The sequence below is a fragment of the Archangium violaceum genome (assembly GCF_016859125.1).
Lineage (GTDB): Bacteria > Myxococcota > Myxococcia > Myxococcales > Myxococcaceae > Archangium > Archangium violaceum_A.
The window spans coordinates 11,124,294-11,150,036 of sequence record NZ_CP069338.1 but is presented as its reverse complement, the minus strand read 5'-3'; the positions used below and the strand labels follow the sequence as shown (position 1 = coordinate 11,150,036).

Sequence of the window (25,743 nt, the reverse complement as noted above, 5' to 3'; positions counted from 1 at the left end):
ACGGGGGATTTTCTGGAAATGGACATGGTTGGTAAGCTGATTTCCATCCATGGAAACCTCGTTCCAGCCGTCATGGGATGACCTGCGGGTGCTCCTCGCGCTGCATCGCCACCGGAGCTTTCTCGCCGCGGGCCGCGCGCTCGGTGTGTCGACCTCGACCGCCGCCCGGAGAATCGAGGCGCTGGAGAAGGCACTTGGCCGGTCATTGGTGCATCGCTCGAGCGCGGGCACCTCCGTCGAGCCGGATGCGCTCGAGCTGGTCAGCCTCGCCGAGCAGCTCGAACTCGGGCTGCAGGCCGTGAAGCGGGATGAGGGCGACGCGGCGATGACCGGCACCGTGCGGCTGTCGCTGTCCGATGGCTTCGTCCGGCCGGTGACGCGGGTGCTCTCGGCGCTGCGGCGAACGCATCCGGCCCTGCACTTCGAGCTGATTTCCGAGACGCGCATGGCCGACCTCGCGCGGCGCGAGGCGGACATCGGCATCCGCGTGGCACGCTCGACGTCTCCGGTCCTCATTCAACGCGAGGTCGGCCGGATTCAGTTGGGACTCTACGCCGCGCGGTCGTACGTCGAGCGGCGCCTTCGTGATGGCCGGCTCGAGCGGGAGGACATGGCCCGGCATGACTTCCTGGGCCTCGACAAGACGCTGCAGTGGTTGGCCGCGCAGGGCGCGAAGCGGTTCGTGTTCACGAGCAATTCCAACTTCGCGCTGCAGGAGGCCGTCGAGCAGGGGCAGGGCATCGCGCTGATGAGCGTGCCGCAGGTGGGCTCCTCGCCACTCGTGCGGCTCGAGACGGATTTCGAGTTCCCGCCGGTGCCGATGTTCCTCGCGTTCCATCGCGAGCTGCGCAACGTGAAGCGCGTCCGGCTCGTGCTCGATGCGCTCGAGGCCGAGATTCGCACCGCGACGGCGTAGTTCCCGGGCGACCGCGGCTCCGTGCTGGCACGGAGGCTCGCCGCCTTCCGGGCCCACGGTGCCCATGGCGGGAGAGGGCCCGCGTGGCCATGGGGGCAGCGAGGGTCCTGGGGCCCCCGGGGCGGTGTTTCACTGCTTCGGAAAGCGCAGGTGCAGCGAGTGCGCCAGTGGAGAGCGCAGCAGGGCCCGGAGAAGCAGGTGTTCTTCGCCCAGGAGCATCGGCCCGGGGAGGCGATGCAGACGGACTGCGGGTGCGCGTGTACGACGACAGGCTGGAGCTGGCCAGGCGTGTCGGGCAGGAGGGCTGGACGTGCCCGCACTACCTACGCCAGTTGGTGGAGCTTGGGCATGTGGGCAACTGAGGCCTGGTGCTCAACACCGCGCCATCTGCGCAGACCCCCGCTTGGGGGAGCGTGCGGTTGGCACTGCTGTGCCCTCACTCTTGAGCCCGCCATGGGGTGAAGCGCGAGCGTGTCGGACTCTCCGTCATAGAGCTCTCCACTGCTGCTTGAAGTGCAGGGCTGCGCCGTCCGCTTGCCAACATGGCGAGCCCTGCCGCCATGACTGGCGGGTTGTTGATAGATTGTAAAACTGTCATGATGACACACGAGTCAGGGGGGAAGGGCTGGTGCAGGAGCCCACCTCGATGCTCCTCGCCAGTCCCACGGGCGCTCGCCGCAACATCCGCCTTGTTCAACATCTCGTGGGAGGGCATCAATGACGTCTGTTCTGCATAAAGCAGCACGTGGTCCTGACCGGAACCATTCGAGTCGCCATCACGGTGCGCTGGCCACCGTGCTGCTCGCGGCGCTTGTCGTCAGCTGGCCGGCGGCGGTGAGCGCTGCCAACCCCGTCCTCGACTGGCACCCGCTGGTGCTGAAGCTCGAGCCCATGCCGAGGTTCACGCCGCACACGCGCGCCGCGGCGCTGGTCTACGTCTCGATACACGACGCGCTCAACTCCATCCCAGGCTCGCGCCGCTACGCCACCTATCTCCCGCCGGTGTCGGCACCTCTGGGGGCGTCCCCCGAGGCCGCGGCCACTGCCGCCGCGCACTGGGCCCTGCACCGGTACACAGCGACAGTCCACCCGGAGAACACCCACCTCCTCCTGGAGATCGACGCGTTCTACGCCAGCTCCCTGGCGGCCATTCCGGACGGCCCCTCGAAGTACGCGGGGATCGCGGTGGGCGAGGCAGCGGCAGAGCAGCTCTGGATGGCGCGCGCCAACGACGGCTGGGACAACCCGAACCAGCTCCAGTTCGTCTTCCCTGAGCCGGCTCCAGGCGTCTGGCGGCCAGTCCCTCCCTGGGCGCCGGACCACCTCCCGCCTTTCTACTGGTGGAACTCGGTGACACCCTGGACGCTCACCCGGGCCTCGCAGTTCCTGTCCAAGCCACCGCCGAACATCACGAGCAGTCAGTTCCTGGAGGACGTGGCGGAGACCCGGGCTTACGGTGCCCAGCAGAGCACGGTGCGGACCGAGGATCAGTCCCATGCCGCCCGGTGGTGGGGCGCGTGCGAGGACAGCAACTTCGGCTCCCCAGGACTGATCGCCCGGCAGCTCCTCACCGACTATTGCGTCAACCTGCACGACAGCGCCCGCATCTTCGCCCTCCTCGCGCTCGCCCAGGCCGACGCGATCATCTCGAACATCGACAGCAAGAACACGTGGAACTTCTGGCGCCCCATCACGGCCATTCACGAGGGAGGCAACGCGGACTGGACGCCCTTCCTCACCACTCCGCCCAACCAGGAGTATCCCGCGGGACATCCGATGGTCAGCGGCTCCGGAATCCATGTCCTCGCGAAGTTCTTCCCCGGCCAGCTGCCCAAGCCCCTGCGCGTCACGAGTGAGTACTGTGGCCCGCGAACGTTCCTCAGCCTCTCCGATGCCGTCCAGGAGGTGATTGGCGCGCGGGTCTGGGGGGGCATGCACTTCCGCGACTCAGGGGTGGAGGGGGCTGCCCTCGGTGAGTACATCGCTCACTGGGTCCACGGGAACTACCTCCTCCCGCTCGGCAACGAGCAGTAGCCGCGTTCGCTGCGGAGCGGCGGACCTCAGCCTCTCCGCAGCCCGCCCGCGCCGATCAGGCCGGAAAACGGCTTTAACTTGACTTCATGCTATTCCCGCAATGACCTCTTTTGGCGTTCCGGCTGAATCTCCCAGCAGGGGGTGCCATGCACGTACACAAGTCTCCATCGCTCGGTCGTCGCGGTTTCCTCAAAGGCTCCGCCGCTCTGCGTATAAGAGGGATGGAAGGCCTGTGGAGGGGTGAGGGCAGGTGCGGAGGGGTCGAGGAGGGCCGCTGAAAGGTCTCCAGCCCTCACCCTCCACATGGCCTCTATCCCGCCTGTACGCCGCCCACGAGGTGCGGCGCATGCGCTCGCGGAAGGAGGCCCGCAGGCGCGCGGGAGCCCGCGGAGGGCAGGCGATGGGCGAGAGAGTCAGCGAGGGCATGGCACCATCGGGCAGCCGGAAGGATGGTACAACACCGGCCGCCCCACGCGATGGTGAGCTCGAGTCATATGGATGGATGCGGCAGGGAGATGCTGTGTTTGTCGTTGGAGGATGTCGTCGCCTGCGGCGGCGCCGACGTGGTGCGAGCGAGCGAGGACGTGCGGCGCGGCTTCGAGCTGCTGCTGCGAGGACGGGTGGTTCAACCCACCAAGGCCTCCATGAGGAGCCCGCGGCCCGTGCCGGAGCCGGAGGTGGGGTGCATCAACTTCATGCCCTCGCTGCTGCTGGCGGACGGGGAGGAGATTCTCGGCTGCAAGTCGATGGGCGCCATGCCGGCGAACGTGGCACTGGGGCTGCCCCGCGCCACGGGCCTCATCACCCTGTTCGATGCGCACACCAAGCTGCCGCGCTGCATCATGGACGCGCAGGTGATCAGCGCGACGCGCACGGGGGCCGTGTCGCTGCTGGCGGCCCAGAAGCTCGTGCCCCCGGACACCCAGGAGGTGGGCCTCATCGGGGCGGGCGTGAACATGCGCACCCAGCTGCTGGGCCTGCAGCAGGCCGTGCCGGGCCTGCGTCGCGCGCGCGTCTACTCCGAGGGCGCGTCCAAGGACTGCTTCGCCGAGGAGATGTCGCGGCGCACCCAGCTCGACATCCGGCCGGTGGCGAGCGCCGAGGAGGCGGTCCGCGACTGCTCCTTCGTGGTCACCTGCGTGTCGCGCGATGACCAGCCCGTTGTGCGCGAGCGGTGGATTGGCCAGAGCGGGGTGACGGTGTTCTCTATCGGGGGCTTCGAGGTGGAGGCGTCGCTGCTCACGCGGATGGACCGGGTCATCGCGGATCGCTGGGTGGACGTGAAGAGCCGCAACGTGCAGACCCACGCCTTCGCGGTGGCCGGGGGACTGCTCCCGGAGAGCCGGGTGGAGGACCTGGGGCCCATCCTCGCGGGTGAGCGCGCCGGCCGGACGTCGCGGCACGAGAGCATCTTCTTCTCCCCCGTGGGGCTCGCCTTCGAGGACATCCTCGTCGCCGACCGGGTCTTCCGCGAAGCCCTCCAGCGCGGGGTGGGGCAGCGGGTGCAGCTGTGGAGCTCCTCGAAATGGATTTGAGGGAGCGGTTCGAGCGGCTCTCTCCCGCACGGCGGGCCCAGGTCGTGCGCGAGTGTCTGGAGCTGGCCCGCGCCGCGGAGTACCCCCTCGCGGGCCGGCCCTTCCTCGTGCCCCTGGAGCTCGACGCCGCGCGGGTGAAGCGCGCCTTCGCCCAGGTGGAGTGTCTGGTTCGAGCGCTCGTCCGGCTGGAGACGCACGCCCTCGGTCCGGCGGGTGCGCCCCTCCTGCGCCGCCTGCTGCGCTCCCTGGAGCCGGGCAGCGAGCGGCTCGTGCGTCAATGCACCTTCGAGTCCCCCGCCTCCCTCGAGCGCCGGCTGCGCCGCGTGGACGCCTTCCTGGAGCCGGCCACGGGCCGCTGCACGGCCATCGAGGTGAACCAGGTGGCGCCCCTGGGGCTGCACTATCACGACGTGGATCAGCGGATGGCCGCGCACCTGCTGGGCGCGCTGGGGCGCGCGTATGAGCCCCGGCTGCTGGCGGCCTGCGTCGTGGACTGGTTGTTCGGGGAATTTCGTGCCCGCTACCCGGGCCGCACGCCCCGGCGGATCGCCCTGGTCTCCGAGCACGGCTACTCCGGCAAGCGGGAGCTGCCGCACGTGGCGAGGGAGTACCAGCGGATCGCGCGAGCGCGGTATGGAGAGGACGTCCACCTCATGCACTGCTTTCCTCCGGAGGTCCGGCTCGTCCGGGGGCGGCCCACCGTGGGGGGCGAGCAGGTGGACATGATCTGGCGCTACTCCGTCTACCTGGACGCCTACCGCGAGGGCGACGTGGATGTGAGCGACTACGAGGCAGTGTGCTCACACCCGGAGGAGCACCTGATCGTCAACTCCACCGGCGCCTTCCTCACGGCGACGAAGGATGCGTTCGCGCTGCTCGGCGACGCGGCGGTGGTCGCCACGCTCGGCCTGTCGCGCGAGGACGCGGAGCTGCTGCGTCAGACGCTCCCGGACACGGTGAGCCTGGCGCATGCGCCCGAGCGGCGCCAGGAGGTGCTGGAGGAGCGGGACGGCTGGGTGTCCAAGCCCACGGACTCCTCCTTTGGAGAGGGCGTGGTGTTCGGCGCCCGGCTGTCGCGAGGGGAGTGGGAGCGCCTGGTGGAGGCGCGGAGCCAGGACGGGTTCCTCTTCCAGCGGCGCGTGAGCTACCCCGTCGTCGCACTCCTGGAGATCTCGGAGGCCGGAGCACTGCTGGAGCGGCAGGTGGAGGTGGACTTCTGTCCCTTCCACGTGGACGGGCGGGTCCCCGGCCCGACCATCGTGCGCGCCCACGCCGTGGACCCTCATCAGCGTGGGACGCGGGTGATGAACACGAGCGCCGGGGCCTTCCTCCTGCCCTTCCTCGCCCCAGGGCGCTAGCCGCCGCTCAGGAGGGCGGCACGGATCCACGAGACAGGAGGGTGCATTCCCGAACTCCGCACCCAGGTGAGGCCATCACCCAGGTGCGAGTCGAGCCACCCCCTCCGTCGCGGAGCGCGGGTGGGTCAGGAGGCGGGACGCAGCCGCAGGAGCTTGCCCTGGGAGCCGCTCTGGCCGTCCTGGAGCAGCCAGATGCTGCCGTCCGGACCCTCCTCGACCTCGCGGATGCGGCTGTTCATGTTCCACTGGTCGCCCTTGGACGCCGAGGTGCCGTTCACGTCGACGCGCACCAGCGACTGGCTGGACAGGCCGCCGATGAACAGGTCTCCCTTCCACTCCGGCCAGAGCTTGCCCGAGTAGACCATCAAGCCGCCGGGCGAGATGGAGGGGTTCCACCACACCTTGGGAGGCTCGTAGCCGTCACCCGTGCGGTGGTCGGGGATGTCACGGCCGTCGTAGTGGCTGCCGTTGGAGGCGTTGGGCCAGCCGTAGTTGAGGCTGGGCCGGATGAGGTTCACCTCGTCGCCGCCCTGGGGACCCATCTCATGCTCCCACAGGTTGCCGCTCGCGTCGAAGGCGAGGCCGAGCAGGTTGCGGTGGCCATAGGACCAGACGGCCGGGTGGAAGCCCCGGGCGGCCAGCGGGTTGCCCGCGGCGGGGGTGCCATCGTCATTGAGGCGCAGCACCTTGCCGAGCGTGCCGGTGGGGTCCTGGGCGGGATCGAACTTCTGCCGATCTCCGTTGGTGAAGAACAGTTTGCCGTCGGGAGAGAAGGCGATGCGGCCGGAGAAGTGGCCATCTCCGCTCACATACGGCGTGGCCCGGAAGATGACCCGCACGTTGGTCAGCGAGGGCGAGGTGCCGTCGGTGAAGGTGCCCCGCGCGAGCGCCACGCCCTTGCCGCTCGAGCGCGACTCGGAGTAGCTGAAGTAGACGAGCCGGTTCTGCGCGAACTGGGGATGGAGCACCACGTCCAGCAGTCCGCCCTGACCCGCGCTGGACACGGGGAGCGTGCCGGTGACGGTCTTGCGCTGCGTTCCGTCCGCCGAGACGAGGTGGAGCGTTCCCGCCTTCTCGGTCACCAGCATCCGGCCGTCTGGCAGGAAGGTCATCGCCCAGGGCGAATTGAAATCCGCGACCTCGGTGATGGAGAAGCCCGCGGCGATCGCCTCGGAGAGGCTCTCCGGGCTGTCGGAATCCAGGTCGAGATTGTCGGGGCCCGTCCCGTCGCTGCAGGCGGCGAGGAAGGCGAGGGAGAGCAATGATGAACGAAGCGATGGCATGTTGGAACTCCCGTAAAATGTGGAGAGCCAAGTTATAACGGACCCGCACTCTCCGTAGGTGACAACAACGCCAATCGCCCATCGAGGCAACACACGGTTGAACAGACAACACACGGGGCCTCGAGCGGCGCCCTGTTTCTTCCTGACACCCGCCCCCTCTTGTTCAACCCCGAGGTTTCATTCCATGCCCGTGCAATCGATTGACATCCAGACCGCCGACGGAACGATGGACGCGAAGCTGTTCTCCCCCGAGGGCCAGGCATCGGCTGGAGTACGGCCACGCCCACGCCGCCCTCAGGGCTGCATCGATCTGACGAAGTCAATGAACGCACGCAGCGGCGTCGGGAGGTGGTGACGGCCGGGGTAGTAAAGAAACGGCCCAGAGAAGCTCGGCCACCATGATTCGAGCACGGGTTCAAGCTCGCCTCGGTCGATGAAGGGACGAAGCCAATCCTCGAAGTCGTAGATGAGCCCGGTGCCAGCCACGGCAGCAGCCACTGCAAGGTCGGTGGTCGTGCCAAGGCCGACAATCAGCGGTCCCTTCGGATCGACGCTGAGGCGCACTCCATCGCATTCGAACTCCCACGCATGCAGCGGGCCGCCACTCGCAAACCGCCCCCCCAGGCAATCATGGTCCAGTAGCTCGCGCGGATGTTTGGGGCGCCCACGACGAGCGAGGTAGGCGGGCGAGGCGGCTGTCGCGAATCGCTGGACGCGAGGACCGATCGGAACTGCCACCATGTCCTGCGCGAGCCGCTCTTCGTAGCGGATGCCCGCGTCATAGCCCTCGGCCACCACGTCGACGAGGCGCTCCTCGGCGATCACCTCCAGACAAATGTCGGGGTACTTCGCGAGGAACGGCGGCACGATGCGCGGCAGCACAAGCCGCGCTGCCGCGATCGGTACGTTGAGCCGCAGGCGTCCCGCGGGTCGGTCGCGGAAGTCGTTGACCACGTCCAACGCCGAGCGCACCTCGCTGAGCGCAGGCGCGAGCCGCTCGAGCAGCCGAGCCCCTGCGTCCGTCAGCGTCACGCTGCGCGTGGTTCGATGGAGTAACCGAACGCCAAGCCGGGCTTCCAGCCGACGGACAGCGTCTCCCATGCCCGAAGCGCTGCTGCCCGCCACGCGAGCAGCGCTGCGGAATCCGCCCTCGCGAGCGACCGTCAAGAATGCCGTGAGATCAGCGAGCTCATCCATCACTGTGCGGATTTTCGCACGACCTGTGCGGATTGCCACCAATTGTCGTGCAGTGCTTCCTTCCGTAAAGAGATGGGCAACCCTCGATCAACAAAGGATCTTCACCGTGACCAACAGTCACATCTCAGGCACCTATCGCATCGGCACACACACCGTTCGCCGCGTGGGTTACGGCGCAATGCAGCTCGCCGGCCCCGGCGTCTTCGGCCCGCCCAAGGACCGCAAGGCAGCGATCGCCGTGCTGCAAGAGGCCATCGCCCAGGGCGTCGACCATCTCGACACCAGTGACATCTACGGCCCCCACGTGACCAACCAGATCATCCGTGAGGCGCTGCACCCGTATCGCGACGGTCTGCTGATCGCCACAAAGGTTGGCGCGGTGCGCGGTCCCAACGGTTCGTGGGAGCCTGCGTTCTCGGCCGCTGACATCGAGCGCGCTGTCCACGACAACCTGCGCAATCTCGGGCTCGATGTGCTCGATGTCGTGAACTTCCGTGCGATGTTCAGCGTCGAGGGCCCGGCTGAAGGCTCGATCGAGGCGCCGCTCACCGCGCTCGCGGAGCTTCAGCAGCGCGGCCTCATCCGCCACATCGGATTGAGCAACGTCACGCCGGCGCAGGTCGCCGAGGGTCGTAAGATCGCCGAGATCGTCTGCGTGCAGAACCACTACAATCTGACGCACCGGCGTGACGACGCCCTGATCGACGAGCTCGCGGCCAGGGGTACGGCCTACGTGCCGTACTTCCCGCTGGGCGGGTTCACGCCGCTGCAGTCGAGCGCGCTGAACGACGTGGCCACGCGGCTGGGCGCGACACCCATGCAGGTTGCGCTGGCCTGGCTCCTGCACCGGTCCCCCAATGTGCTTCTCATCCCAGGCACGTCGTCGGTCACACACCTCAGGGAGAACCTCGCAAGTGCCGCGCTCACCCTGAGCGCTGGGGACATGGACACCTTGAACCGTCTTGCCGAGCGGACCTGACCTCGGCTCGTCCCCGAAGACGACGTGACTGACGAAGTCAATTCGAGCACGGGTTCAAGTTCGCCTCGGAAGTCGTGCTCCCGGAGGGCACGGAGTACCCGGTGTGCATCGCCCTCGGCGGCCCGGATGGGCGTAGCGCGAGCCACACTCACTACGTCGAACCAAGCCTCATGAGGACTTCGGCAACTCCACCCGGGTGATGCGGGTTCTCGTTGATCATGGTCTGGAAGCCACACTTCTCGAGGACGCGGATCGACGCGAGGTTGTGGAGAGCGACCCACGCATGAAGCGGCCGGGCGGGCTCGAGCACGAGAAACCCAGAGAGGGCCCGAGTGGCGATGCCTTTGCCCCAATGCTCGCGACCAATCCAATAGCCGACGAGGCGCTTGGCATCCTGTTCCCAACTGCCGATGTACCCAACGACCACGCGGCCCATAACGATGGTGCGGGTGACGTTTTCAGGGCGGAGAACCTTTGTGCGCCAGTGGGTCATGAACGCGTCGCGCTCCCGCGATGGAAATGCGGCCATGCGCAGCGCTTCTGGGTCGCGCTGGTGTTCGAAGAAGATGGGAAGGTCCTCATCCGTGACGTTGCGGAGGATCATTCTGAAAAGGCTCCGTCCAGTCTGCGCCCCGAGGGAGGTCGCGAGGCGAATGGCGGAAGGGTTCTATCTTGTTCGGGCATGACGAAGCGCGGAAGTTTGCTCGCCGGTCATGCGGCGATCAATGCTCGTTGGGACGTCAGGCGTCCCAATGCGCGGAGCACATTCGAGCTGATCGCCGCGGACGACGTCGACGTGCGCGGCGGCCCCCGTCGGCTGCGCCGCTCCGTGGCCGTCCGGGAGGAGGTGGACCTGGACCTGGGCGCGCTCGTGCTCGACGGGGAATGAAGGGTCGGCGTGCGATGGGGTGCCGGAGGATCTTGGGGTTCGTCAACGACCGCGCCGTGTTCGGCCTGGGCGGCTACTTCTGAAGGGCCACCGGAGCCATCCCGGTGGCCCTCCTCCCAACTCACTACGGCATGGGCCGCGAGCCGTTCGACGGCCCTTCGGGAACGGCGGGCCAGCCGTTGGGCCAGGTGATGGCGTCCACGAGCATCACGCGCGCGGTGTGGGCGCTGTTCCACGCGTGGTAGACCATGTACGTGTCGCCGCCCGGCCCGGTGACGACGGAGTTGTGGCCGGGGCCCGTCCAGCCGCCACCCGTCCTGAGGATGGGCGCGCTCAGCTTCGTGTACGGCCCCAGCGGGCTGGTGGCGCGGGCGACGCCCACGGCGTACGTGCTGTTGTAGTACGCGTTACCGCTGTAGAAGAGGTAGTAGTAGCCGCCGCGCGCGACGACCCACGGCGCCTCGACGACGCCGCCCTCCCAGCCCAGGTTGTTGGTGATGAGCGTCCGGCGCGTGCCGACGAGCGACAGCCCGTCCTCCGAGAGCTGCTGCCCGTAGATGGGGGTCGGCTGCCCCACCGCGTTGCCGTCCGCCTTCCACACGAGGTACGGCGTGCCCGCCGTGTCCCGGAAGAAGGTGGCGTCAATCATCCCCATCCCCGTGTCGTGCACCAGCGGCCGGCCGAGGTCCGTGAAGGGCCCGAGCGCGCTCGTCGACGTGGCCGCGCCGATGGACAGCTTCCCGTTCGTGTGCCGCGCCGTGTAGTACGCGATGTAGCGCGTCCCCACCTTGTGAATCTCCGGCGCCCAGTAGTCGCCCGTCGCCCACGTGGGCTTGCGCGCGGACGGGAAGATGACGCCCGCGTACGTCCAGTTCACCAGGTCGCGCGAGGTGCGCAGGGGGAACGCATCCGCCGCGCCGCCCGACGTGCACGCCGCCACGTACTGCGTCCCGTCATGGATGACGCCCGGGTCCGCGCAGTCCACGGGCACCACCGGATTCACGTACAGCCCGCCGCAGCCCGTGTACCGGAACGACAGGGCACACGCGTTGGAGCCGTTGAAGTACGGCGCCCACTCGTTCGACAGCACCGTGTACGAGTTGGGGGACTGGTTCGTGCAGCCCCGGTCCCAGAACACGCGCCCGCCGGCGTCGTCGTGCTGCGCCGGGTGGTTCGCCGGATGTATCCACGACGCGCCGTAGGTGATGCGCGTGCCGCACGACTGGGCCGCGCAGTCCGTGTCGAGCGCGATGACACAGGCGTTGTTGCCGGTGAAGTACGGCCGCCAGCCGTTGGACAGCACCGCGTACGAGTTGGGGCCCTCGTTGATGCAGGTGCCGTCCCACGTCACCAGGTCCGCCGCGATGTCGTACTGGGCCGGGTGGTTCGAGGGGCGAATCCACCGGTCGCCGTAGGTGATGCGCGTGCTGCACGCCAGCGCGTCGGTGGTGGTGCCGGCCGCGAACTCGTCGGCGGCCAGCTGCGTGTCGGGGCTCTCGCCACCGCAGCCGGACGCGAGCAGCGCGCTCGCGAAGGCCAGGGACAGGAAACGGGGGGATTTCCTCATGTGTCGTTCTCCGATGCAGTCACAGGGACCGTATCGGGAATTAACATGAAAACCAGGACAGACTATCAAAATCCGACTATCCGATTATTCGAAGACGGATACCTCAGCGAGCTTCTCCATCCAGAGTGGAGTCTTTCCGTCCTGCCGTCCGGCGCAGCAGCCCTGCGAGAGTCCAATCGAGGCGTGCGCTCCTTCTCCTCCTCCAGCCCCGGCTCCGTCAATCGCCCTCCCTTCGCCGGCAGTAGGACGTGGGAGTGCAGTGTCTGTTTGGCTTTCCAAGGCTTGGAGAGTTCATAAGGAAGGATGCCATGTCCATTGACACCCAGACAGCCGACCGCGTCGAGATCGCCGAACTGTGTCTACACCGAGAATGTGGTGGTGCGATCGCCGCGGGGCGGCGAATTGCACGGCATCGATGAGGTGAGCACCTACCTGCCTGCGCTTCGCCCGGTCAGGCCATCTCCAGCGCCCGTGTTTCGTGCCGTGCCTCGGCGGTGCCGTCCACCAGCACCCCATCGGCAATCCGCACCACCCGGCGGGCGCGGCGCATCACCCGTGGGTCATGCGTGGAGAAGAGGAAGGTGACGCGGCGGGTGCGGTTGAGCTCCTCCATCAGGTCCAGAATCTGCTCGCTGGTGGCGGAGTCCAGGTTCGCGGTGGGCTCGTCGGCGAGCACCAGTTGCGGCTGGGTGACGAGTGCCCGTGCGATGGCCACGCGCTGCCTCTGGCCGCCGGACAGCTCGTCCGGGCGGTGGTGCAGGAACTGCGACAACCCCACGTCCGCGGCCACGCGCTCGGCGCGCTCGCGCAGTGTCCGCCTCGACTCGCCTCCGATGAGGCAGGGGAACTCGATGTTCTCCAGCACGTTCAGCACGGGGATGAGGTTGAAGGCCTGGAAGATGAAGCCGATCTTCCGGTTGCGCAGCTCGGCCAGGTCGTTGAAGTCGCGGTCCCCCACCTCCTCGCCCTCCAGCCGGTAGGAGCCGGAGGAGGCACGGTCGAGCAGTCCGATGATGTTGAGCAGCGTCGTCTTGCCGGAGCCGGAGGGACCCATTACCACGGTGAACTCGCCGCTCTGCACCTCGAGGTCCACGCCGCGCAGCGCGGTGACGGTGGTCTTGCCCAGGTTGTATGCCTTGTGGATGTTCTTCAGTTGAATGAGGGCCATGGTTGGTTCCTTGGGGGAATGCGGGTCAGAAGAAGAGGCGCGCACTCAGCAGGGCGCGCCAGTCGGAGGCGGAGAGGCTTCCTTCGGTGATGCGCTCGCCGGCCACCTCGGCGGCCAGGGACTTCACGCCGGGCAGGGGGATGAAGACGGAGCCGGAGAGGGTGAGCCACTCGCGCGCGCTCCAGGACACCTGCGGGATGAGCTGGCCGGAGAGGTCTCCGAGGTTCACCACCGCCGAGGCGCCGAGGACGAAGTCGTCCGCCACCTGGGGCTTGCTGTACTGCAGGAAGAGGTAGTGGCGGCGCAGCGGCTCGAAGGTGAACTTCTGCGGCGCGCCGGGGTCCGTGGCGGCGCCGGTGGGGCCGAGGCGGGCGGTGAGCGCCTCGGCCTGCTCGGGCGTGAGCTGCGCCAGCAGCCGCCGTCCCTGGCCCAGCAGCCCCACGTAGTCGGCGAACTCGCGGGCGCTGTAGCCCTCGCCGTTGAAGTAGTACTCGGCCGACAGCGTGGCGTTGTCCTCGAACAGATAGCGGGCCCCCACCAGCACCTTGGCGCGCACGCCGCGATCGTCCAGGTGTGTGCGGGACAGGGGCGAGGTGCCGGACAGCGTGCACCCGAGGAGCGCCTCGGGGCTCGGCGTGCAGGCAGGGTCCGCGTACATCTGGGAGGAGCCCGCCTGCACCAGCGCCTCCAGGTGCACCTCGGTGGCGTCGAAGACGCGCGAGAGGGAGAGTCCCACCCGGCTCTTCTCCCGGAAGGCATCGTTGTAGAGGTGGGTGAAGTGGTAGGTGAGCGTGACGTCCGTGTCCGCCACCAGGGCGTAGAGGCGCGCGGCCGCGGCCCAGTGGGCCTCCTTGTCGCGGTCGTCCAGCGCCGGGTTCCGAACCGCCTCGGCGGTGGGGTAGTCCGGGTAGACGAGCACCGAGGTGGGCAGGCCCGCGTACTGGCGCAGCACCTTCGCCGCGCCCACCAGGGACACGCTGAAGTGCTCGAAGGGCAGCTCCACCCGCGCGAGCCACGCGCCCGCGCGCTGCCCGGCCGGGTCGGTGGGGTCCTTGGGCGGGTTGAGCAGGTCCGTGGGGTTGAAGGCCATGCCGCTGCCCCACACCACGCGCTTCTTGCCCAGGGTGAGGTTCAGGTGGGGCGCGGCCTCCCAGGCGGCGAACAGCTCGCTCACCACGGCGGAGGGCCGGTAGAGCGGCACGTCCTGCTTGGCCAGCGCCACCTCCTCGCCCTGCGTGTCCACGCCGCGGAAGAGGCCCGCCCACTGCCAGAAGAGGGACAGGTCCGCGCCAGCCGACAGCCGCGGGCCGTAGCGCAGCTTCACCTGCATGTTGCCCTCGCTGAGGTGGGTCAGCGCGGGCTCTCCGGTGGCGGGCACCAGGCCCGCGGGGGATACGTGCGACCCGGTGAAGCGCGTGTCCAGATAGCCCGTGGTGGTGGCTTCGAGCTTCGCCTCCGGCTCCTGGGGAACGGCGGCCAGCAGCAGCAAGGTGAGCAGGGTGTTCATGGTGGGACTCCGGGAGAGCGAGAGCGGAGGGGTCAGCGGCCGAGATCGTCGAGGACGAAGCGGCCGGCGGCGGGCTGCACGCGCGCGTCGAAGGAGTCGACGGTCAGCTCGCTGAAACGCTTGATGGCGATCATGTTCTTCATCACCACGCGCGAGGGGCGCCTGAATCCGTCGAAGCTCTTCACCTCGAGGAACTCGGCGGCGCGCAGCATCTTGCCGCTCGCGGTGTAGAACTCGCCCTTGAGAGGCAGGGTGTCCTTCTTCGCCACCCACAGCTTGATGCGGTCGTAGCCGGCGTCCTCCGTCTTCGCCTTGAGCTCGAGCAGGTACGCCTCCGGCATGGACGGGTCCTCCACCACCTGGGCGGAGTAGTCGCGGGCGTAGTTGGTGCGCAGGACGTCGGCGTTGTTGAAGTCACCGCCCTGGAAGGAGTCGCGGCTGGCCATGCGCACCGAGCGCTTGAGGTTGGGCATGTACAGCCAGGCGTTGTCGCCCTGGCTCAGAATCTCCTGCCCACGCGCGGCGGCCGGCTCCAGGAACCAGACGCGGGCCTTGTCGTCGCCGGCCTTGAGCATCCGCATCTTGTAGGCGCGAGTGGAGCCGTCATCGCGGTGGGCCACCATCGTCAGGGTGGCCTCGAAGTTGAGGGGCGCCATGATGGCGTCGTACTTCTGGAGGAGCTCCTCGGCGCTCGGAGTGGCCGCGCTGGCGGCCAGGGGCAGCAGGACGAGCAGGGACAGCAGTTTCAAACAGGTCTTCATGGTTTTGTTCCTCGGGAAATCGGGGTGGGGAAACGTCACGCTCCGCGCAGCGCCTCCACGGGGCGCAGGCGCGCGGCGCGCAGGGCGGGCGAGACGGCGGCGAGGCAGGCGCCCACGGTGGCGGCCGCCACCGCGATGGCCACCTGGTAGCCGGCCACCTCGGGGATCAGCGTGAAGGCCTGCGTCTTGTCGGTGGGTATGGTGAATCCGCCCCTCGTCACCGCGAGGGCCACCAGTCCATAGGCCCCCCCCACGCCGAGCGCGGCGCCGAACAGCGCCTGCACCACGGCCTCCAGGACGAAGAGGAGGGCAATCCTCCCGCGCCGCACGCCCACCGCCATCATGGTTCCAATCTCGCGGGTGCGCTCCAGCACGCTCATCAGCAGCGTGTTGGCCACGCCGAAGATGGCGATGAGGAGGAAGAGCGCGCCGATGAACAGCAGGATGGTGCGCTGGATGCGGATGGCCTCGCCCACGGCGGGCTGCAGCTCGCGCCAGGTGCGCACCTCGTAGTCCGCACCGAGCGCCGCACGCAGGCCAACGGCCACCTGGTCCACGTCCGCGCCCTCCTCCACGGCCACCACGTACTCGGTGGCGCGGCCCCGCATGCGCAGCAGCTCCTGCGCGAAAGGAAGGGGCACGTAGAGGACGCGCTTGCTCAGGGCGAGCACGCTGCCCGACAGCGTGCCGGCCACGTCCACGTCCAGGACGTTCTCCTTTCCCCCCTTCGTGGTGGCCTGCAGGGTGAGGGTGGCGCCCGGCTCGGCGCCGAGGGCCGTGGCCAGTTCGCCGCCCATCAGGGCGCTGCGGGGGGTATCGGCGGAGAGGCGGGTGCCGCGCACCTGCTGGGTGGCCCACGGCAGCACCTGCTTCTCGCGCTCCGGGTCGATGCCCTGGGCCATGAAGAGGGTGGCGGAGCTGCCGTTGCTCACCAGGCCGGAGAAGACGAGCCGCGGGGTGACGGCGGCCACGCCGGGGACGCGGCGCATGGCGTCCTCCAGGGCGCCCCCCTCCTCGAGATCCAGCTTGAGCGGCTGGCGGTCGCGCTGCTCGAAGTAGCCCTTGTGGTGCACCTGCAGGGCGCCCACGGAGGACTTCACCGTTTCATCGATGAGGTAGCGCTGCGTGCCGTGGATGAAGGCGCCGATCAGCAGCGTCATCAGGATGCCGAAGGTCACGGCGCCGGTGGTGAGGGCGCTTCGGGCCTTGCTGCGGGCCACGTTGCGCACGGCGAGCATCAGGAGCGGAGTCATGGGGTCTCCAGGGATAGGGGTGGGTCAGCGGCCGGCGAGCGCCTCGACGGGGCGCAGGCGGCTGGCGCGCCAGGCGGGATAGAGGGAGAAGACGGCCGCGCCGGCGGTGGCGAGCAGGACGATGCGCACCAGGTAGCCCACGTCCACGTAGGGGCGGATGTCGAAGGGGACGCTGATCGTGGGGGCGGTGAAGAGGATGCCGCGGTGGTTCAGCCACGCGCTGAGGCCGGCGCCGAGCAACGCGCCCAGCGTGCTCCCCGTCGCGCCCAGGACCACCGCCTCCGCGAGGAAGAGGCCCATCACCTTCCCGCGCCGGAGGCCCACCGCCATCATGGTGCCGATCTCGCGCGTGCGCTCGATCGCGCTCATCAACAGGGTGTTGGCCACACCGAGCAGCATCAGGACCAGGAAGACGGCGGCGATGAGGCCCATGGAGGCGTCATCGCGCGCCTTGTTCTCCTTCACCTGGACGAGGATGTCGTCCCAGGTGTGGACCTCGTAGTCGGGGCCGAGCGCCTCGCGCAGGCGGGCGGCCACCTGGGGCGCCTCCTCCAGCCGGTGCACCGCCACGGCGAGCTCGGTGGCGCGCCCCTCCATGCGCAGCAGACGCTGGGCGAGCGCCAGCGGAACCACGGCCGTCTTCGGCTCGTCGGGCATGACCGAGCGGGTGGCGCCGGTGACGTGCACCAGCTCGCCGTTGAGGGTGCCGTCGCGATCCGGGGCGAGGAACACCGCCTCGCCGCCCTGTTGTGTGCCGAGCGCGTTGGCGACCGTCTCGGCGAGCAGGATGCCGTCGGGGGAGTCGAAGCGAGAGCCCGGTGTGAAGGTGCTCGCGCGATTGGGGCATACCGCGCTCTCGGCGGTGGGGTCCATGGCGGTGGCGGCGAGGAAGAGGCTCTCGTCGTTGGCGCCGAGGGAGCCGGCGAACTGGATGCGCGGGGACACCGCCTTGACGCCCTCGACGGCGCGCACCCGTGCGAGGAAGGCCTCGTCGATGGCGAAGTCCATCGTCAGCGGGGTGGAGAGGACGTTGTCCAGGTATCCCGCCCGGTGCACCTGCAGGGCTCCGGTGGCGCTGGTGGTGATGTTCGTCACCATGGCCCGCTGCAGCCCGTTCATCATGGCGCGGGTGAGCACGGCCGCCCCGACGCCCACCAGGAGGGCCGCGAGGGTGATGAGGGTACGGCGGCGGTTACGGGCAACGTTGCGAAGGGCAATGCGGAAGAGGGGCCACATCGAGTGCTCCAGGAGGGCTGGCCAGCGCACCATCGCCGGCGACCTGGGCGACCCCATGAGCACCTCCCATGCCAATGCCCCTCTCCCTCCTGAAAAGAGGCGGGGTGAGGGGGCTGGCTGTCCGGACCTCCGTCACTCCCAGGGGGGCGGGGTGCCGGGTTTCCGAACAGCGCCCCCGTGGGGGCAGGCGGGCCCATCTGGGCGAGGGAGCACGAAGGGCGTGCATCCGGCTTGCAGCTCGGACGTAGGATGAAGGAGTCCGCCCACCGAGGAGACGCCGTGAACCCCTCCCCCGCCTCCCCGCCACCGAGCGTCCTCGAGCAGGTGCAGCGCGAGGCCATCGCCCGCCAATTCATGCGCATGGCGCGCATCCGCATCTACATGGCGCCGCCGACCCTCATCATCCTCCTCTATTTCCTCGTGCAAGAGCCGGCTGTCTGGCGCAAGTGGCTGCTCGGGGGGATGCTGGGACTCTACGTGGTGGTCGAGGGCATCGAGATTCACCACTACCTGCGCCGCACGCCGCGCCAGAAACTCCTGTTCACCTACGTCATCGGCGTCGGCCTCCCGATTCATTGGGGCATGCTCCTGGTGACGGGCGGGCTCGAGGGGCCGCTCACGCCGGTGCTGCTCATGGTGAGCTTCTTCATCTCCCTCTTCACCACCACTCGAGGTGCGTGGGTTCTCGCGCTCTTGCATGTGGCGACGCTGTGGGGGCTGGCCGCGGTCTCCTTCACCGGGGTGGTGCCGGACCTGCTGCCGCAGCTCTACGGGGGCGGTGCACGGGCCGGGCACAATAACGCCCTGCTGCTGTCCCACGTGACGGTGCTGAGCGTGCTGGTGGCGTATTCCGCCGGCGGTGGCTCCATCCTGCGGGGCATCTTCCAGGGCATGGTGAAGGACGCGCTGGCCGCGCGCGACGAGACGCTGCGCATCCACACCGAGGCCATCGACACGCTCACCCGGCTCAGCGGGGAGATTGCCCACGAGCTGAAGAATCCGCTGGCCAGCGTGAAGGGCCTGGCCGCCATGGTAGCGCGGGACGTGGAGGGCAAGCCGGCCGAGCGCCTGGCGGTGCTGCGGCGCGAGGTGGACCGGATGCAGGAGATTCTGGAGGGCTTCCTCAACTTCTCCCGGCCCCTGCTCCCGCTCCACGAGCAGCGCACCTCGCTGGAGGGGTTGTGCCGGCAGGTGGTGGAGCTGCACGAGGGCATGGCGGGCGAGCGGGGCGTGGGTCTGCGCCTCTTCGCCGAGCGGCCGGTGGCCGTCTGGTGCGATCCGCGCAAGGTGACGCAGGTGCTCATCAACCTGGTGCAGAACGCACTGGAGGCCACCCCTCGCGGGAGCACGGTGGAGCTGGTGGTGCTGTCTGTACCCGAGGGCGGCGGACGGGTGGAGGTGCGCGACCAGGGGCCGGGGATCGCGCCCGAGGTGCGAGGGCGTGTCTTCGAGCCGGGCGTCACCACGAAATCCCAGGGCAACGGGCTGGGGCTGGCCCTGGCGCGAGCGCTGGCGCGGCAGCACGGCGGCGAACTGGAGCTCCACCCGCGCGAGGGCGGCGGCTGCGTGGCCGAACTGGTGCTGCCCGCGGAGCTGCCGCCTCAGCAGTCGAGGACGGAGGCGATGGCATGAAGGCGCGAGTGCTGGTGGCGGACGACGACGCGGGCGTGCGCTACACGCTGCGTGGGCTGCTCGAGGATGACGGGTTCGAGGTGGAGGAGGTGGGGGACGGCGAGGCCGCGCTGCAACGGCTGGCCGCCGAGCCCCCGGTGGACCTGGTCATCAGCGACCTGCGGATGCCGAAGGTGGACGGAATGGAGCTGCTGCGTCGGGGGCGCGCGCTCTCGCCCGTCCCGCGCGTCATCCTCATCACCGCGCACGGCAGCGAGCGGCACGCGGTGGAGGCCATGAAGCTCGGCGCGCTGGACTATTTCCGCAAGCCCTTCGAGGTGGATGACGTGCTGGCGGTGGTGCGCCGGGCGCTGGGCACCCTTCGGCTGGAGGCGGAGAACGAGCGGCTTGCGGGTGAGGTGAACCTGCTGCGCTCGCTCGTCTTCGTCTCGCCGGCGATGAGCCGGCTGGCGCTGCTGGTGAAGCGGGTGGGGCCGCGCGACGTGACGGTCCTCATCACCGGCGAGAGCGGCACGGGCAAGGAGCGCATCGCCGAGGCGCTGGTTCGCGCCTCCGCCCGGGCGGACCGGCCCTTCGTGCGCTTCAACTGCGCGGCCCTCACCCCCGAGCTCGCCGAGGCGGAGCTGTTCGGCCACACCCGGGGGGCCTTCACCGGAGCGGTGCGCGCGCGGCAGGGCCTGTTCCGCGAGGCGGACGGCGGCACGCTGCTGCTCGACGAAGTGGGCGAGTTGGACCCGGCCACCCAGGCCAAACTGCTGCGCGTGCTGCAGGAGGGCGAGGTGCGGCCGGTGGGGGAGGACCGGGCCTGTCCGGTGGACGTGCGCATCCTGGCGGCCACCCACCGAGACCTCGCGCAGCGGGTGAAGGAGGGGCGCTTCCGGGAGGATCTCTTCTACCGGCTGAAGGTTGTGAACCTGCACGTGCCGCCGCTGCGGGAGCGGCCGGAGGATCTCGCCGCGCTGGCGAAGCACTTCCTCACGCGTTTCGCCGAGCGCTTCCACGTGCCGGCGGTGCAGGTGACGCCGGAGCTGATGGCGCGGCTGACGGCGTGGAAGTGGCCGGGCAACGTGCGCGAGCTGGAGAATGCGCTGGAGAGCGCGGTGGCGATGAGCCCGGACGGGACGCTGGACCTGTCGCTGCTGCCGGGAGGGCCGGGGCAGGAGCACCACGAGGGTAGTCCGCGAGCGGGTCTCAAGGAGAAGGTGGAGGCGTACGAGCGGGCCCTCATCGTCGCCGCGCTGGAGGAGGCGCACGGCAACCGCAGCGAGGCGGCACGGCTGCTGGACATCGGCCGCGCCACCCTGCACGACAAGTTGAGGAAGTACGGCCTGGCGCGCGAGGAGGAGGCGGAGTAGGGGCAGGCCGAAACCTGCTGGCGCTTGACCGCGCTCCCGCAGCTCCACCGCCAATGCCACGATGGGTTGCACGTCGCCGCGAGTCCCGATTCCTGACAGAAGTACCTGCTCCAGGTGTCAGACGACTCGTGGGGGGCGCGCTGTCGGACGAGTTGCTTGACACCCTCTCCGAGGTCTCGAGACGAGTCGGGGCCCGAAACTACTCGGGGCTGAAGTTGCAACTCTCCTCGTCTTCCGGGAGCCGCTGGGCCGCCCTCGAACGCATGACCAGCTCCTTCTCCGAACCTTCGATGCCGGCGTAGCCGAAGGTGTATCCCTCATCCTGGAGCGCGGGGTACTTCATGGACAGGTGCCGCTCGGAGCCATCAAAGCCCTTGTACGTCAGGACGATCGTGCCATCCGCCAACTCCTCCGCCCCGAGGATCTTGTGATCGGTGCCGTCCATGATCTGGTCGAGGTAGATGTTGCCGAGTTCGAAGCCCTGCTGGGAGATGTGGACGCCTCTCGGCATGGGGCAGGTGCGCATGTACTGGCTGCGCACCCGGTCGACGCGGCGGTACTCGCCCACCAGCTTCGCAACCAGCTTGTGCTCCGGGGTCCGGGCGGGCCGCTTCTCGGGCGGGGGCACCTCCTGGCCGAGGAGGGCCACCTCCAGCGAGGCGTCGACACGGGCGCGGTAGTCCATCTCGACAACCGCCGAGCACTTCGGCGCGGCCGGTTTCACGCGGCCTCCCGCCACGCGCAGCTCGCCACCGGGGACCGCCGCGATGCCGAGGAAGTCTCCCGTCCCCGCGTCGTATTCGACGTGGTGCCACCCCTTGCTCTCCTCGAAGAGCGCGGCCCCCAGGGCCTTTCCCACCTCCTGCGCCGAGGCGTTGGCCGGGGTGCACTGGAGCTTCACCGGCTTCGTCTTGAAGCGCTTCGTGCCGCGCACCTCCCGCAGGTTCGCGAGGTCGTTGCGTACGAAGACATCCTTCACGCGTGAGGTGATGGAGCGGGCCTCGGGGCCTCCCAGCGCGAGGAGCCGGTTGGCCGCGGTGAGCCGCTCCTTGAGGGGCAGGGCCTCGTCCTGGAACGTGGCGAGGAGCGGGGCCGGATCTGGCCTGCGCGCAGCCAGGAACTCCGACTTCACCCACCCCCGGACACCCGCGCAATCCACCTCCGTCCAGTCCTCTTGCGTGGAGACGCGGGTGCACATGGTTCCGATGCGCGGTGTTCCCACGAGCGTGCCCGAGGGAGCAGGCTTCTCGCGGACGTTCACGGTGGAGGCCTGGACGTACAGCGGCTCCGGCGCGGGTTCCGTTGCCGGCTCCGCACCGGCCAGCATCAGCATGATGACGTGGGCTTTCATGACCCGCAGCCTACTGCATCCGTCGCCTGCCTCGAGTCCCTCTTCCATCCCCTGTGTCTGGGCACTTTCGCGGCATTTCGAGAGGCGGCGGCGCGGTGGATGCGGGGGGACTTCTCTCGGACGGCTCCGCGCGCGTGAGCAGCACGAGCACCAGCAGCGCCACGGTGCCGACGAAGAAGCTGACCAGGGAGGCCCGGTACGGACTGCCGACCACCTCCCGGAGCCGAACGTTCATCCCTGTCTGGACAGGCAGGAGGGTGCCCATCCCGAAGGCGAAGACGAGCCACACCAGCTGTGCGCGGAACATGATCGCCGCGTATCACCTCGTCGCCCCGCCCGGTCAACCCTCGACTGTACCCCTTTGGCCACGGCCAACCCGGGGGGGCGTCTGCCCCAGGACACTCAGCGGGTGCTTGCCCTGCTTCGCGATGTCGTGACGGCCTCGGGGAATCACTCGCCAAAGAGCATAGGAAGGATTGAAGGCCTGTTGAGAGGTGGTGGACTGGAGCGGAGGAGCCGAGCAGGGCCGCTGACGGGGCCGCCCGAGCAGTGAGCCCGGCCGGTGGACAGGCCGCGCAGCCCGTTGGGGTACACGCCGGCCCTGGCCGCGCTCCCAGGAGGTGCGCGGCAGGGACCTGGCTCTCTTGGCTGGGGTGGCTCGAGCCTCAACACCACGCGGCGCAGCAGCCCGGCCTGGTCCAAACGGGGTGTGCGCTCCTTCCTCGGCTCCTCCTCCGTCGCGGCAATGGCTGGGCTCTCCTCCTCCAGCCCCGGCTCCGCCCCTGCTCGCGGGAGAGCTGGTCCCCTGAATGAACCAGACCATCGAGAGTCCCGCGCTGGATTATCCGGGGGTCCCGGCGGCGAAGGGACCCACTCCGGAGGCGTGAGCCGGGAAGCGGCGGGGCTCAGCGCCGGGCGCGGCGGCGCATCAACCCCAGCGCGCCGAGCAGGGCCAGGCTCCACGCCGAGAAGGCGGGGCCACTGGCGGCCGAGCAGCGGACGCCTTCCATCTCCGCCGAGGCCTTCCCATCGAGGCTCCACTGCACGGTGCTGGAGTCCTCGCAGTCCGTCGCGCCATCGTACTGGATGACGGCGGTGTGACCGCCCGATTTGACGGTGGTGCTGCCCGAGGCCGCCTCGGAGTCGCACACCGAGCCATCCACCACCTCCGCCTTCGTCTCCACCTCGATCACACCGGACTGGCTGTCGCCGATGCGGCCCGAGCCGTTCCAGGTCTGCCTTCCATCGCCGAAGGAGGTGTCCGCCCCGTCGACGTTCCCCTTGTACTCCCAGGCCGAGGTGGCGGAGATGGGCGTGCAGGAACTCTCCGACTGCCCGGAGGCCTCCAGGCGGATGTCGATCTCGAAGTCCCTCTTCGACTTGCTGCCGGTCATCTTGCTGGTGCCGTGGAAGATGAGCTTGGTCTTGCCGCCCGAGGCTTCACAGGCAGTGATCGCCTTCTGATAACTCCTTGGCGGGGGCCTGGCGCAACTGGGGCTGCGGCCGGCCTCCTCCACCACCGGCCCCGCAGTTCGGGCGGCCTGTGTCAGGCGCCGTTCGCCACCTTCGCTTCGGCTCTCGACCTCGTCAACGCTTTGCCAATCGCGGCGGAAGGAAGAATCTGGCAGCGGCCTCTCGTTGTCACATGGGCGCCGCCAGCGTCTCCCCGCAGCGACTTGGCGTTGATCGACATTGTCAGACTATAGGCGCAGCGGACCCTGTCAACCACCGCGCAACGCCTGCTTGTGGTCCGCGATGACTTCATTGAGGAGCGCTTGTTGGGTCTTGTCACGCGCACGCAATCTCAGTCCCGTACTTGGGATTGATGCGGTAGGCGCATCGACAAGGGCAATCACGCCGTACCCTGGGTGCTCAAGAGGAATCACCGCCGACGAAGCCCCGAGTTCGGTGAGCGAGAATCCCAGGCGCGTAAGGAACTCATACGCCTTGGACGGAGCCTCAGGTTTCGCCCCAAGGCTGTAGTACCGCGTCTGCTCCTTCGGTTCAGCTTCAAAGACGACCCTGGATACGATGATCGTTCGTAGCCAGTCGGAGAAGGTCGGGAAAGGTTGCTCTACCTCACCCATCCCACGGATTAGGTCCTCTTCGTGAATTCGGATGATTGCCGCGTCCCGTCCGTCGGGTGTCGGGCGGGTGAGTTCGAAGAAGTCGTCCGTGTCGCGCCTCCCGGTACTATTATACTCATCCTCCTCGCCCATGGTGAACCTGAGATACCGGCGAGCATCAGGCCGCTCCCGTTGCAGGTCTTTGCGGTCCTCCAGCAGCGCCGAAATAGAGGTTGTGCCGAACGACAACCGCAGGCTGCCAGTCGATGCGCCCATCGTCTCCAGGAACTCGCGATAAACGCGAGGCAGCGCGTTGAGCCCTCCATGTGGCTTGGCCAGGGCGGCAATCTGGTCGGCCGTGGCCGGTTCGAAGCCCTGCGTGCTACCGGGCTTCCATCGCTCCATAAACGCGAGCAAGCCCGGCATCGACAAGGGAGGGGGGGCCTCAAGAAGCTCTGACCAGGTCATCCGCATTTCTGTACCTCGAAGTCGCACCGGGCCATGAAAAGCGTGTCCTGACACGACAGGCGGGAAGGCACAGTCTCCTCCGACTTGCGTCGCATGGCAACGAAGGCTCGCCGCCTCTCCTCTATGATGCAGCGGCGCATGGACGCTTCCAGTCGCGGCCCGAAAGGCTGGGGCATACCGCGCGAGAATGCGCTTCCACCCATTCCTCGCCGCCGCGGCCTCTCGGACGAGCTCTACCACCTCGGCCACCGATACGCGCTCGTCGGACAGCGCCGCGCAGGCCGCATACTCATCGGCGAGGGCCACGCGCTCTCGGGGGCTGCGGCAAGCCTCGAGGATGCGACTGTAGGCCTCGCACGCGTACGCGAAGGTTTCGCGCTTCCGGAAGTCGATGTCGAGGAGCCACTCGCGCCGGCGCGTCTCGGGCAGCCCCACCGTGCGGCGCTTGCGGCCGGACGCATTCAATCTGGGATTCGATGGCCAAAGAAGTAGCGGACACCGGGCTGATACTTGTCGGCATCTCCCCGTTCTAAAAACTCCTCGACGATAGCCGCAGCACTGAGGTTTTTCAGCCGGCCGGAATCGTCGAAGAACGCACGGCAATTTAGTCCAGTGGTCGCCTCTAGAAGCATCCTTCCCATTGCGATTCGGTCCAGTCGCTCGCCGGTTTGCACCCGCGTCAACAGGCGTTGAGCGATGTCTCGGATGTTCAGTCGCCCTCCTTCGATGATTGCCTCTCCCTCGTGGATCGTCTGGCTGGAGACAATGCGCTGGAACGTACTCTCGAGGAGTGCGAGGTACTCCTCCTTTAGATAGACCGGCGTGGACTCTTCGAAGGGCGGGGGCAGCCCGTTTGATTCCCACAATACTCGGGGGCCGTTCGCGATGGGCCCGGGCTCTGCCTCGAGCACCTGCGAGATGTAATATTCAACTTCGGCCTCGACCTTCCGGTCCTTGAGTTCCTGATAGTGGCGTATCAGGTGTGGCACGCCCCAGACGCCGGCCGAGGATGAAAGGATTTCGCAGAAATAGCGACGGGTATATGGGCTGCGCTTCGGCTCAAGAAGCGTCTTAGACGCTTCCTCCAACTCACGAAGGGCGGAGTAGGGCGCGGCGTAGGATAGCAGCGTAGCGCAGGCGTTCCAGACATCTGCGTCCCGAGTCTCATGCATCAACCGTACAAGTCTC

Annotated in this window: 22 protein-coding genes; 8 read left to right on the top strand and 14 right to left on the bottom strand. The window is 68.4% G+C overall.

Going from position 1 to position 25,743, the window contains the following annotated elements; translation table 11 throughout:
* Positions 1 to 88 precede the first annotated feature (88 nt).
* From JQX13_RS47110 to JQX13_RS47095, 4 genes are all read left to right on the top strand, one after another.
* A complete protein-coding gene (locus JQX13_RS47110; RefSeq protein WP_239014294.1) occupies positions 89 to 916 on the top strand; it encodes a LysR family transcriptional regulator in 828 nt (275 codons plus the stop codon).
* Between the two features lie 717 nt (positions 917 to 1,633).
* Complete coding sequence (locus JQX13_RS47105) at positions 1,634 to 2,950, top strand: vanadium-dependent haloperoxidase (protein WP_203405920.1); 1,317 nt, start codon at positions 1,634 to 1,636, stop codon at positions 2,948 to 2,950.
* Between the two features lie 524 nt (positions 2,951 to 3,474).
* On the top strand, positions 3,475 to 4,485 hold the full coding sequence (locus tag JQX13_RS47100) for an ornithine cyclodeaminase family protein (RefSeq protein WP_203405919.1): 1,011 nt from the start codon (positions 3,475 to 3,477) through the stop codon (positions 4,483 to 4,485).
* On the top strand, positions 4,476 to 5,843 hold the full coding sequence (locus JQX13_RS47095; RefSeq protein WP_203405918.1) for a hypothetical protein: 1,368 nt from the start codon (positions 4,476 to 4,478) through the stop codon (positions 5,841 to 5,843). The genes JQX13_RS47100 and JQX13_RS47095 overlap by 10 nt, the downstream gene beginning before the upstream one ends.
* 125 nt (positions 5,844 to 5,968) lie before the next feature.
* Here the strand turns inward: JQX13_RS47095 and JQX13_RS47090 are convergent, their stop codons facing one another.
* Together JQX13_RS47090 and JQX13_RS47085 are read right to left on the bottom strand one after the other, a co-directional pair.
* Positions 5,969 to 7,126, bottom strand: a complete 1,158-nt coding sequence (locus JQX13_RS47090) for a PQQ-dependent sugar dehydrogenase (protein WP_203405917.1) — start codon at positions 7,124 to 7,126, stop codon at positions 5,969 to 5,971.
* 294 nt (positions 7,127 to 7,420) lie between these two features.
* Positions 7,421 to 8,362 carry a LysR family transcriptional regulator gene (locus JQX13_RS47085; protein WP_343211049.1) on the bottom strand — a complete coding sequence of 314 codons (942 nt, stop codon included), beginning with the start codon at positions 8,360 to 8,362 and terminating at the stop codon, positions 7,421 to 7,423.
* 67 nt (positions 8,363 to 8,429) lie between these two features.
* On the opposite strand from JQX13_RS47085, the gene JQX13_RS47080 reads away from it, so the two are divergent.
* Positions 8,430 to 9,302 (top strand): aldo/keto reductase family oxidoreductase, encoded by an 873-nt coding sequence (locus tag JQX13_RS47080; protein WP_203405916.1) that lies wholly within the window; start codon positions 8,430 to 8,432, stop codon positions 9,300 to 9,302.
* 151 nt (positions 9,303 to 9,453) lie between these two features.
* On the opposite strand, the gene JQX13_RS47075 is transcribed toward JQX13_RS47080, so the two are convergent.
* Positions 9,454 to 9,906: a GNAT family N-acetyltransferase gene (locus JQX13_RS47075; protein WP_203405915.1), complete on the bottom strand. Its 453-nt coding sequence runs from the start codon at positions 9,904 to 9,906 to the stop codon at positions 9,454 to 9,456.
* A gap of 78 nt (positions 9,907 to 9,984) precedes the next feature.
* On the opposite strand from JQX13_RS47075, the gene JQX13_RS47070 reads away from it, so the two are divergent.
* Positions 9,985 to 10,191, top strand: a complete 207-nt coding sequence (locus JQX13_RS47070; RefSeq protein WP_203405914.1) for a hypothetical protein — start codon at positions 9,985 to 9,987, stop codon at positions 10,189 to 10,191.
* A gap of 124 nt (positions 10,192 to 10,315) precedes the next feature.
* Here JQX13_RS47070 and JQX13_RS47065 read toward each other — a convergent pair whose 3' ends face one another.
* From JQX13_RS47065 to JQX13_RS47040, 6 genes are all read right to left on the bottom strand, one after another.
* Positions 10,316 to 11,758 carry a glycoside hydrolase family 43 protein gene (locus JQX13_RS47065; protein ID WP_203405913.1) on the bottom strand — a complete coding sequence of 481 codons (1,443 nt, stop codon included), beginning with the start codon at positions 11,756 to 11,758 and terminating at the stop codon, positions 10,316 to 10,318.
* A 451-nt stretch (positions 11,759 to 12,209) separates the two neighbouring features.
* Positions 12,210 to 12,926 carry an ABC transporter ATP-binding protein gene (locus JQX13_RS47060; protein WP_203405912.1) on the bottom strand — a complete coding sequence of 239 codons (717 nt, stop codon included), beginning with the start codon at positions 12,924 to 12,926 and terminating at the stop codon, positions 12,210 to 12,212.
* Positions 12,927 to 12,951: 25 nt separating this feature from the next.
* Positions 12,952 to 14,433 (bottom strand): hypothetical protein, encoded by a 1,482-nt coding sequence (locus JQX13_RS47055; protein WP_203405911.1) that lies wholly within the window; start codon positions 14,431 to 14,433, stop codon positions 12,952 to 12,954.
* A 32-nt stretch (positions 14,434 to 14,465) separates the two neighbouring features.
* Positions 14,466 to 15,194: an outer membrane lipoprotein-sorting protein gene (locus JQX13_RS47050; protein ID WP_203405910.1), complete on the bottom strand. Its 729-nt coding sequence runs from the start codon at positions 15,192 to 15,194 to the stop codon at positions 14,466 to 14,468.
* A 35-nt stretch (positions 15,195 to 15,229) separates the two neighbouring features.
* On the bottom strand, positions 15,230 to 16,447 hold the full coding sequence (locus JQX13_RS47045; protein WP_203405909.1) for an ABC transporter permease: 1,218 nt from the start codon (positions 16,445 to 16,447) through the stop codon (positions 15,230 to 15,232).
* A 24-nt stretch (positions 16,448 to 16,471) separates the two neighbouring features.
* Positions 16,472 to 17,740 carry an ABC transporter permease gene (locus tag JQX13_RS47040; protein ID WP_203405908.1) on the bottom strand — a complete coding sequence of 423 codons (1,269 nt, stop codon included), beginning with the start codon at positions 17,738 to 17,740 and terminating at the stop codon, positions 16,472 to 16,474.
* Between the two features lie 222 nt (positions 17,741 to 17,962).
* Here JQX13_RS47040 and JQX13_RS47035 point away from each other — a divergent pair, with 222 nt between their 5' ends.
* A complete protein-coding gene (locus JQX13_RS47035; protein WP_203405907.1) occupies positions 17,963 to 19,315 on the top strand; it encodes a sensor histidine kinase in 1,353 nt (450 codons plus the stop codon).
* Positions 19,312 to 20,670: a sigma-54-dependent transcriptional regulator gene (locus JQX13_RS47030; protein ID WP_203405906.1), complete on the top strand. Its 1,359-nt coding sequence runs from the start codon at positions 19,312 to 19,314 to the stop codon at positions 20,668 to 20,670. Before JQX13_RS47035 ends, JQX13_RS47030 begins: the two co-directional genes overlap by 4 nt.
* 199 nt (positions 20,671 to 20,869) lie before the next feature.
* On the opposite strand, the gene JQX13_RS47020 is transcribed toward JQX13_RS47030, so the two are convergent.
* The 5 genes from JQX13_RS47020 to JQX13_RS47000 form a co-directional block, all read right to left on the bottom strand.
* Complete coding sequence (locus JQX13_RS47020; RefSeq protein WP_203405905.1) at positions 20,870 to 22,021, bottom strand: hypothetical protein; 1,152 nt, start codon at positions 22,019 to 22,021, stop codon at positions 20,870 to 20,872.
* Between the two features lie 10 nt (positions 22,022 to 22,031).
* On the bottom strand, positions 22,032 to 22,328 hold the full coding sequence (locus JQX13_RS47015) for a DMT family transporter (RefSeq protein WP_203405904.1): 297 nt from the start codon (positions 22,326 to 22,328) through the stop codon (positions 22,032 to 22,034).
* A gap of 598 nt (positions 22,329 to 22,926) precedes the next feature.
* A complete protein-coding gene (locus tag JQX13_RS47010) occupies positions 22,927 to 23,415 on the bottom strand; it encodes a hypothetical protein (protein WP_203405903.1) in 489 nt (162 codons plus the stop codon).
* A 327-nt stretch (positions 23,416 to 23,742) separates the two neighbouring features.
* Positions 23,743 to 25,020, bottom strand: a complete 1,278-nt coding sequence (locus tag JQX13_RS55000; RefSeq protein WP_239014293.1) for an SMI1/KNR4 family protein — start codon at positions 25,018 to 25,020, stop codon at positions 23,743 to 23,745.
* Positions 25,017 to 25,727, bottom strand: a complete 711-nt coding sequence (locus JQX13_RS47000; RefSeq protein ID WP_203405902.1) for a hypothetical protein — start codon at positions 25,725 to 25,727, stop codon at positions 25,017 to 25,019. Before JQX13_RS47000 ends, JQX13_RS55000 begins: the two co-directional genes overlap by 4 nt.
* Positions 25,728 to 25,743 lie beyond the last annotated feature (16 nt).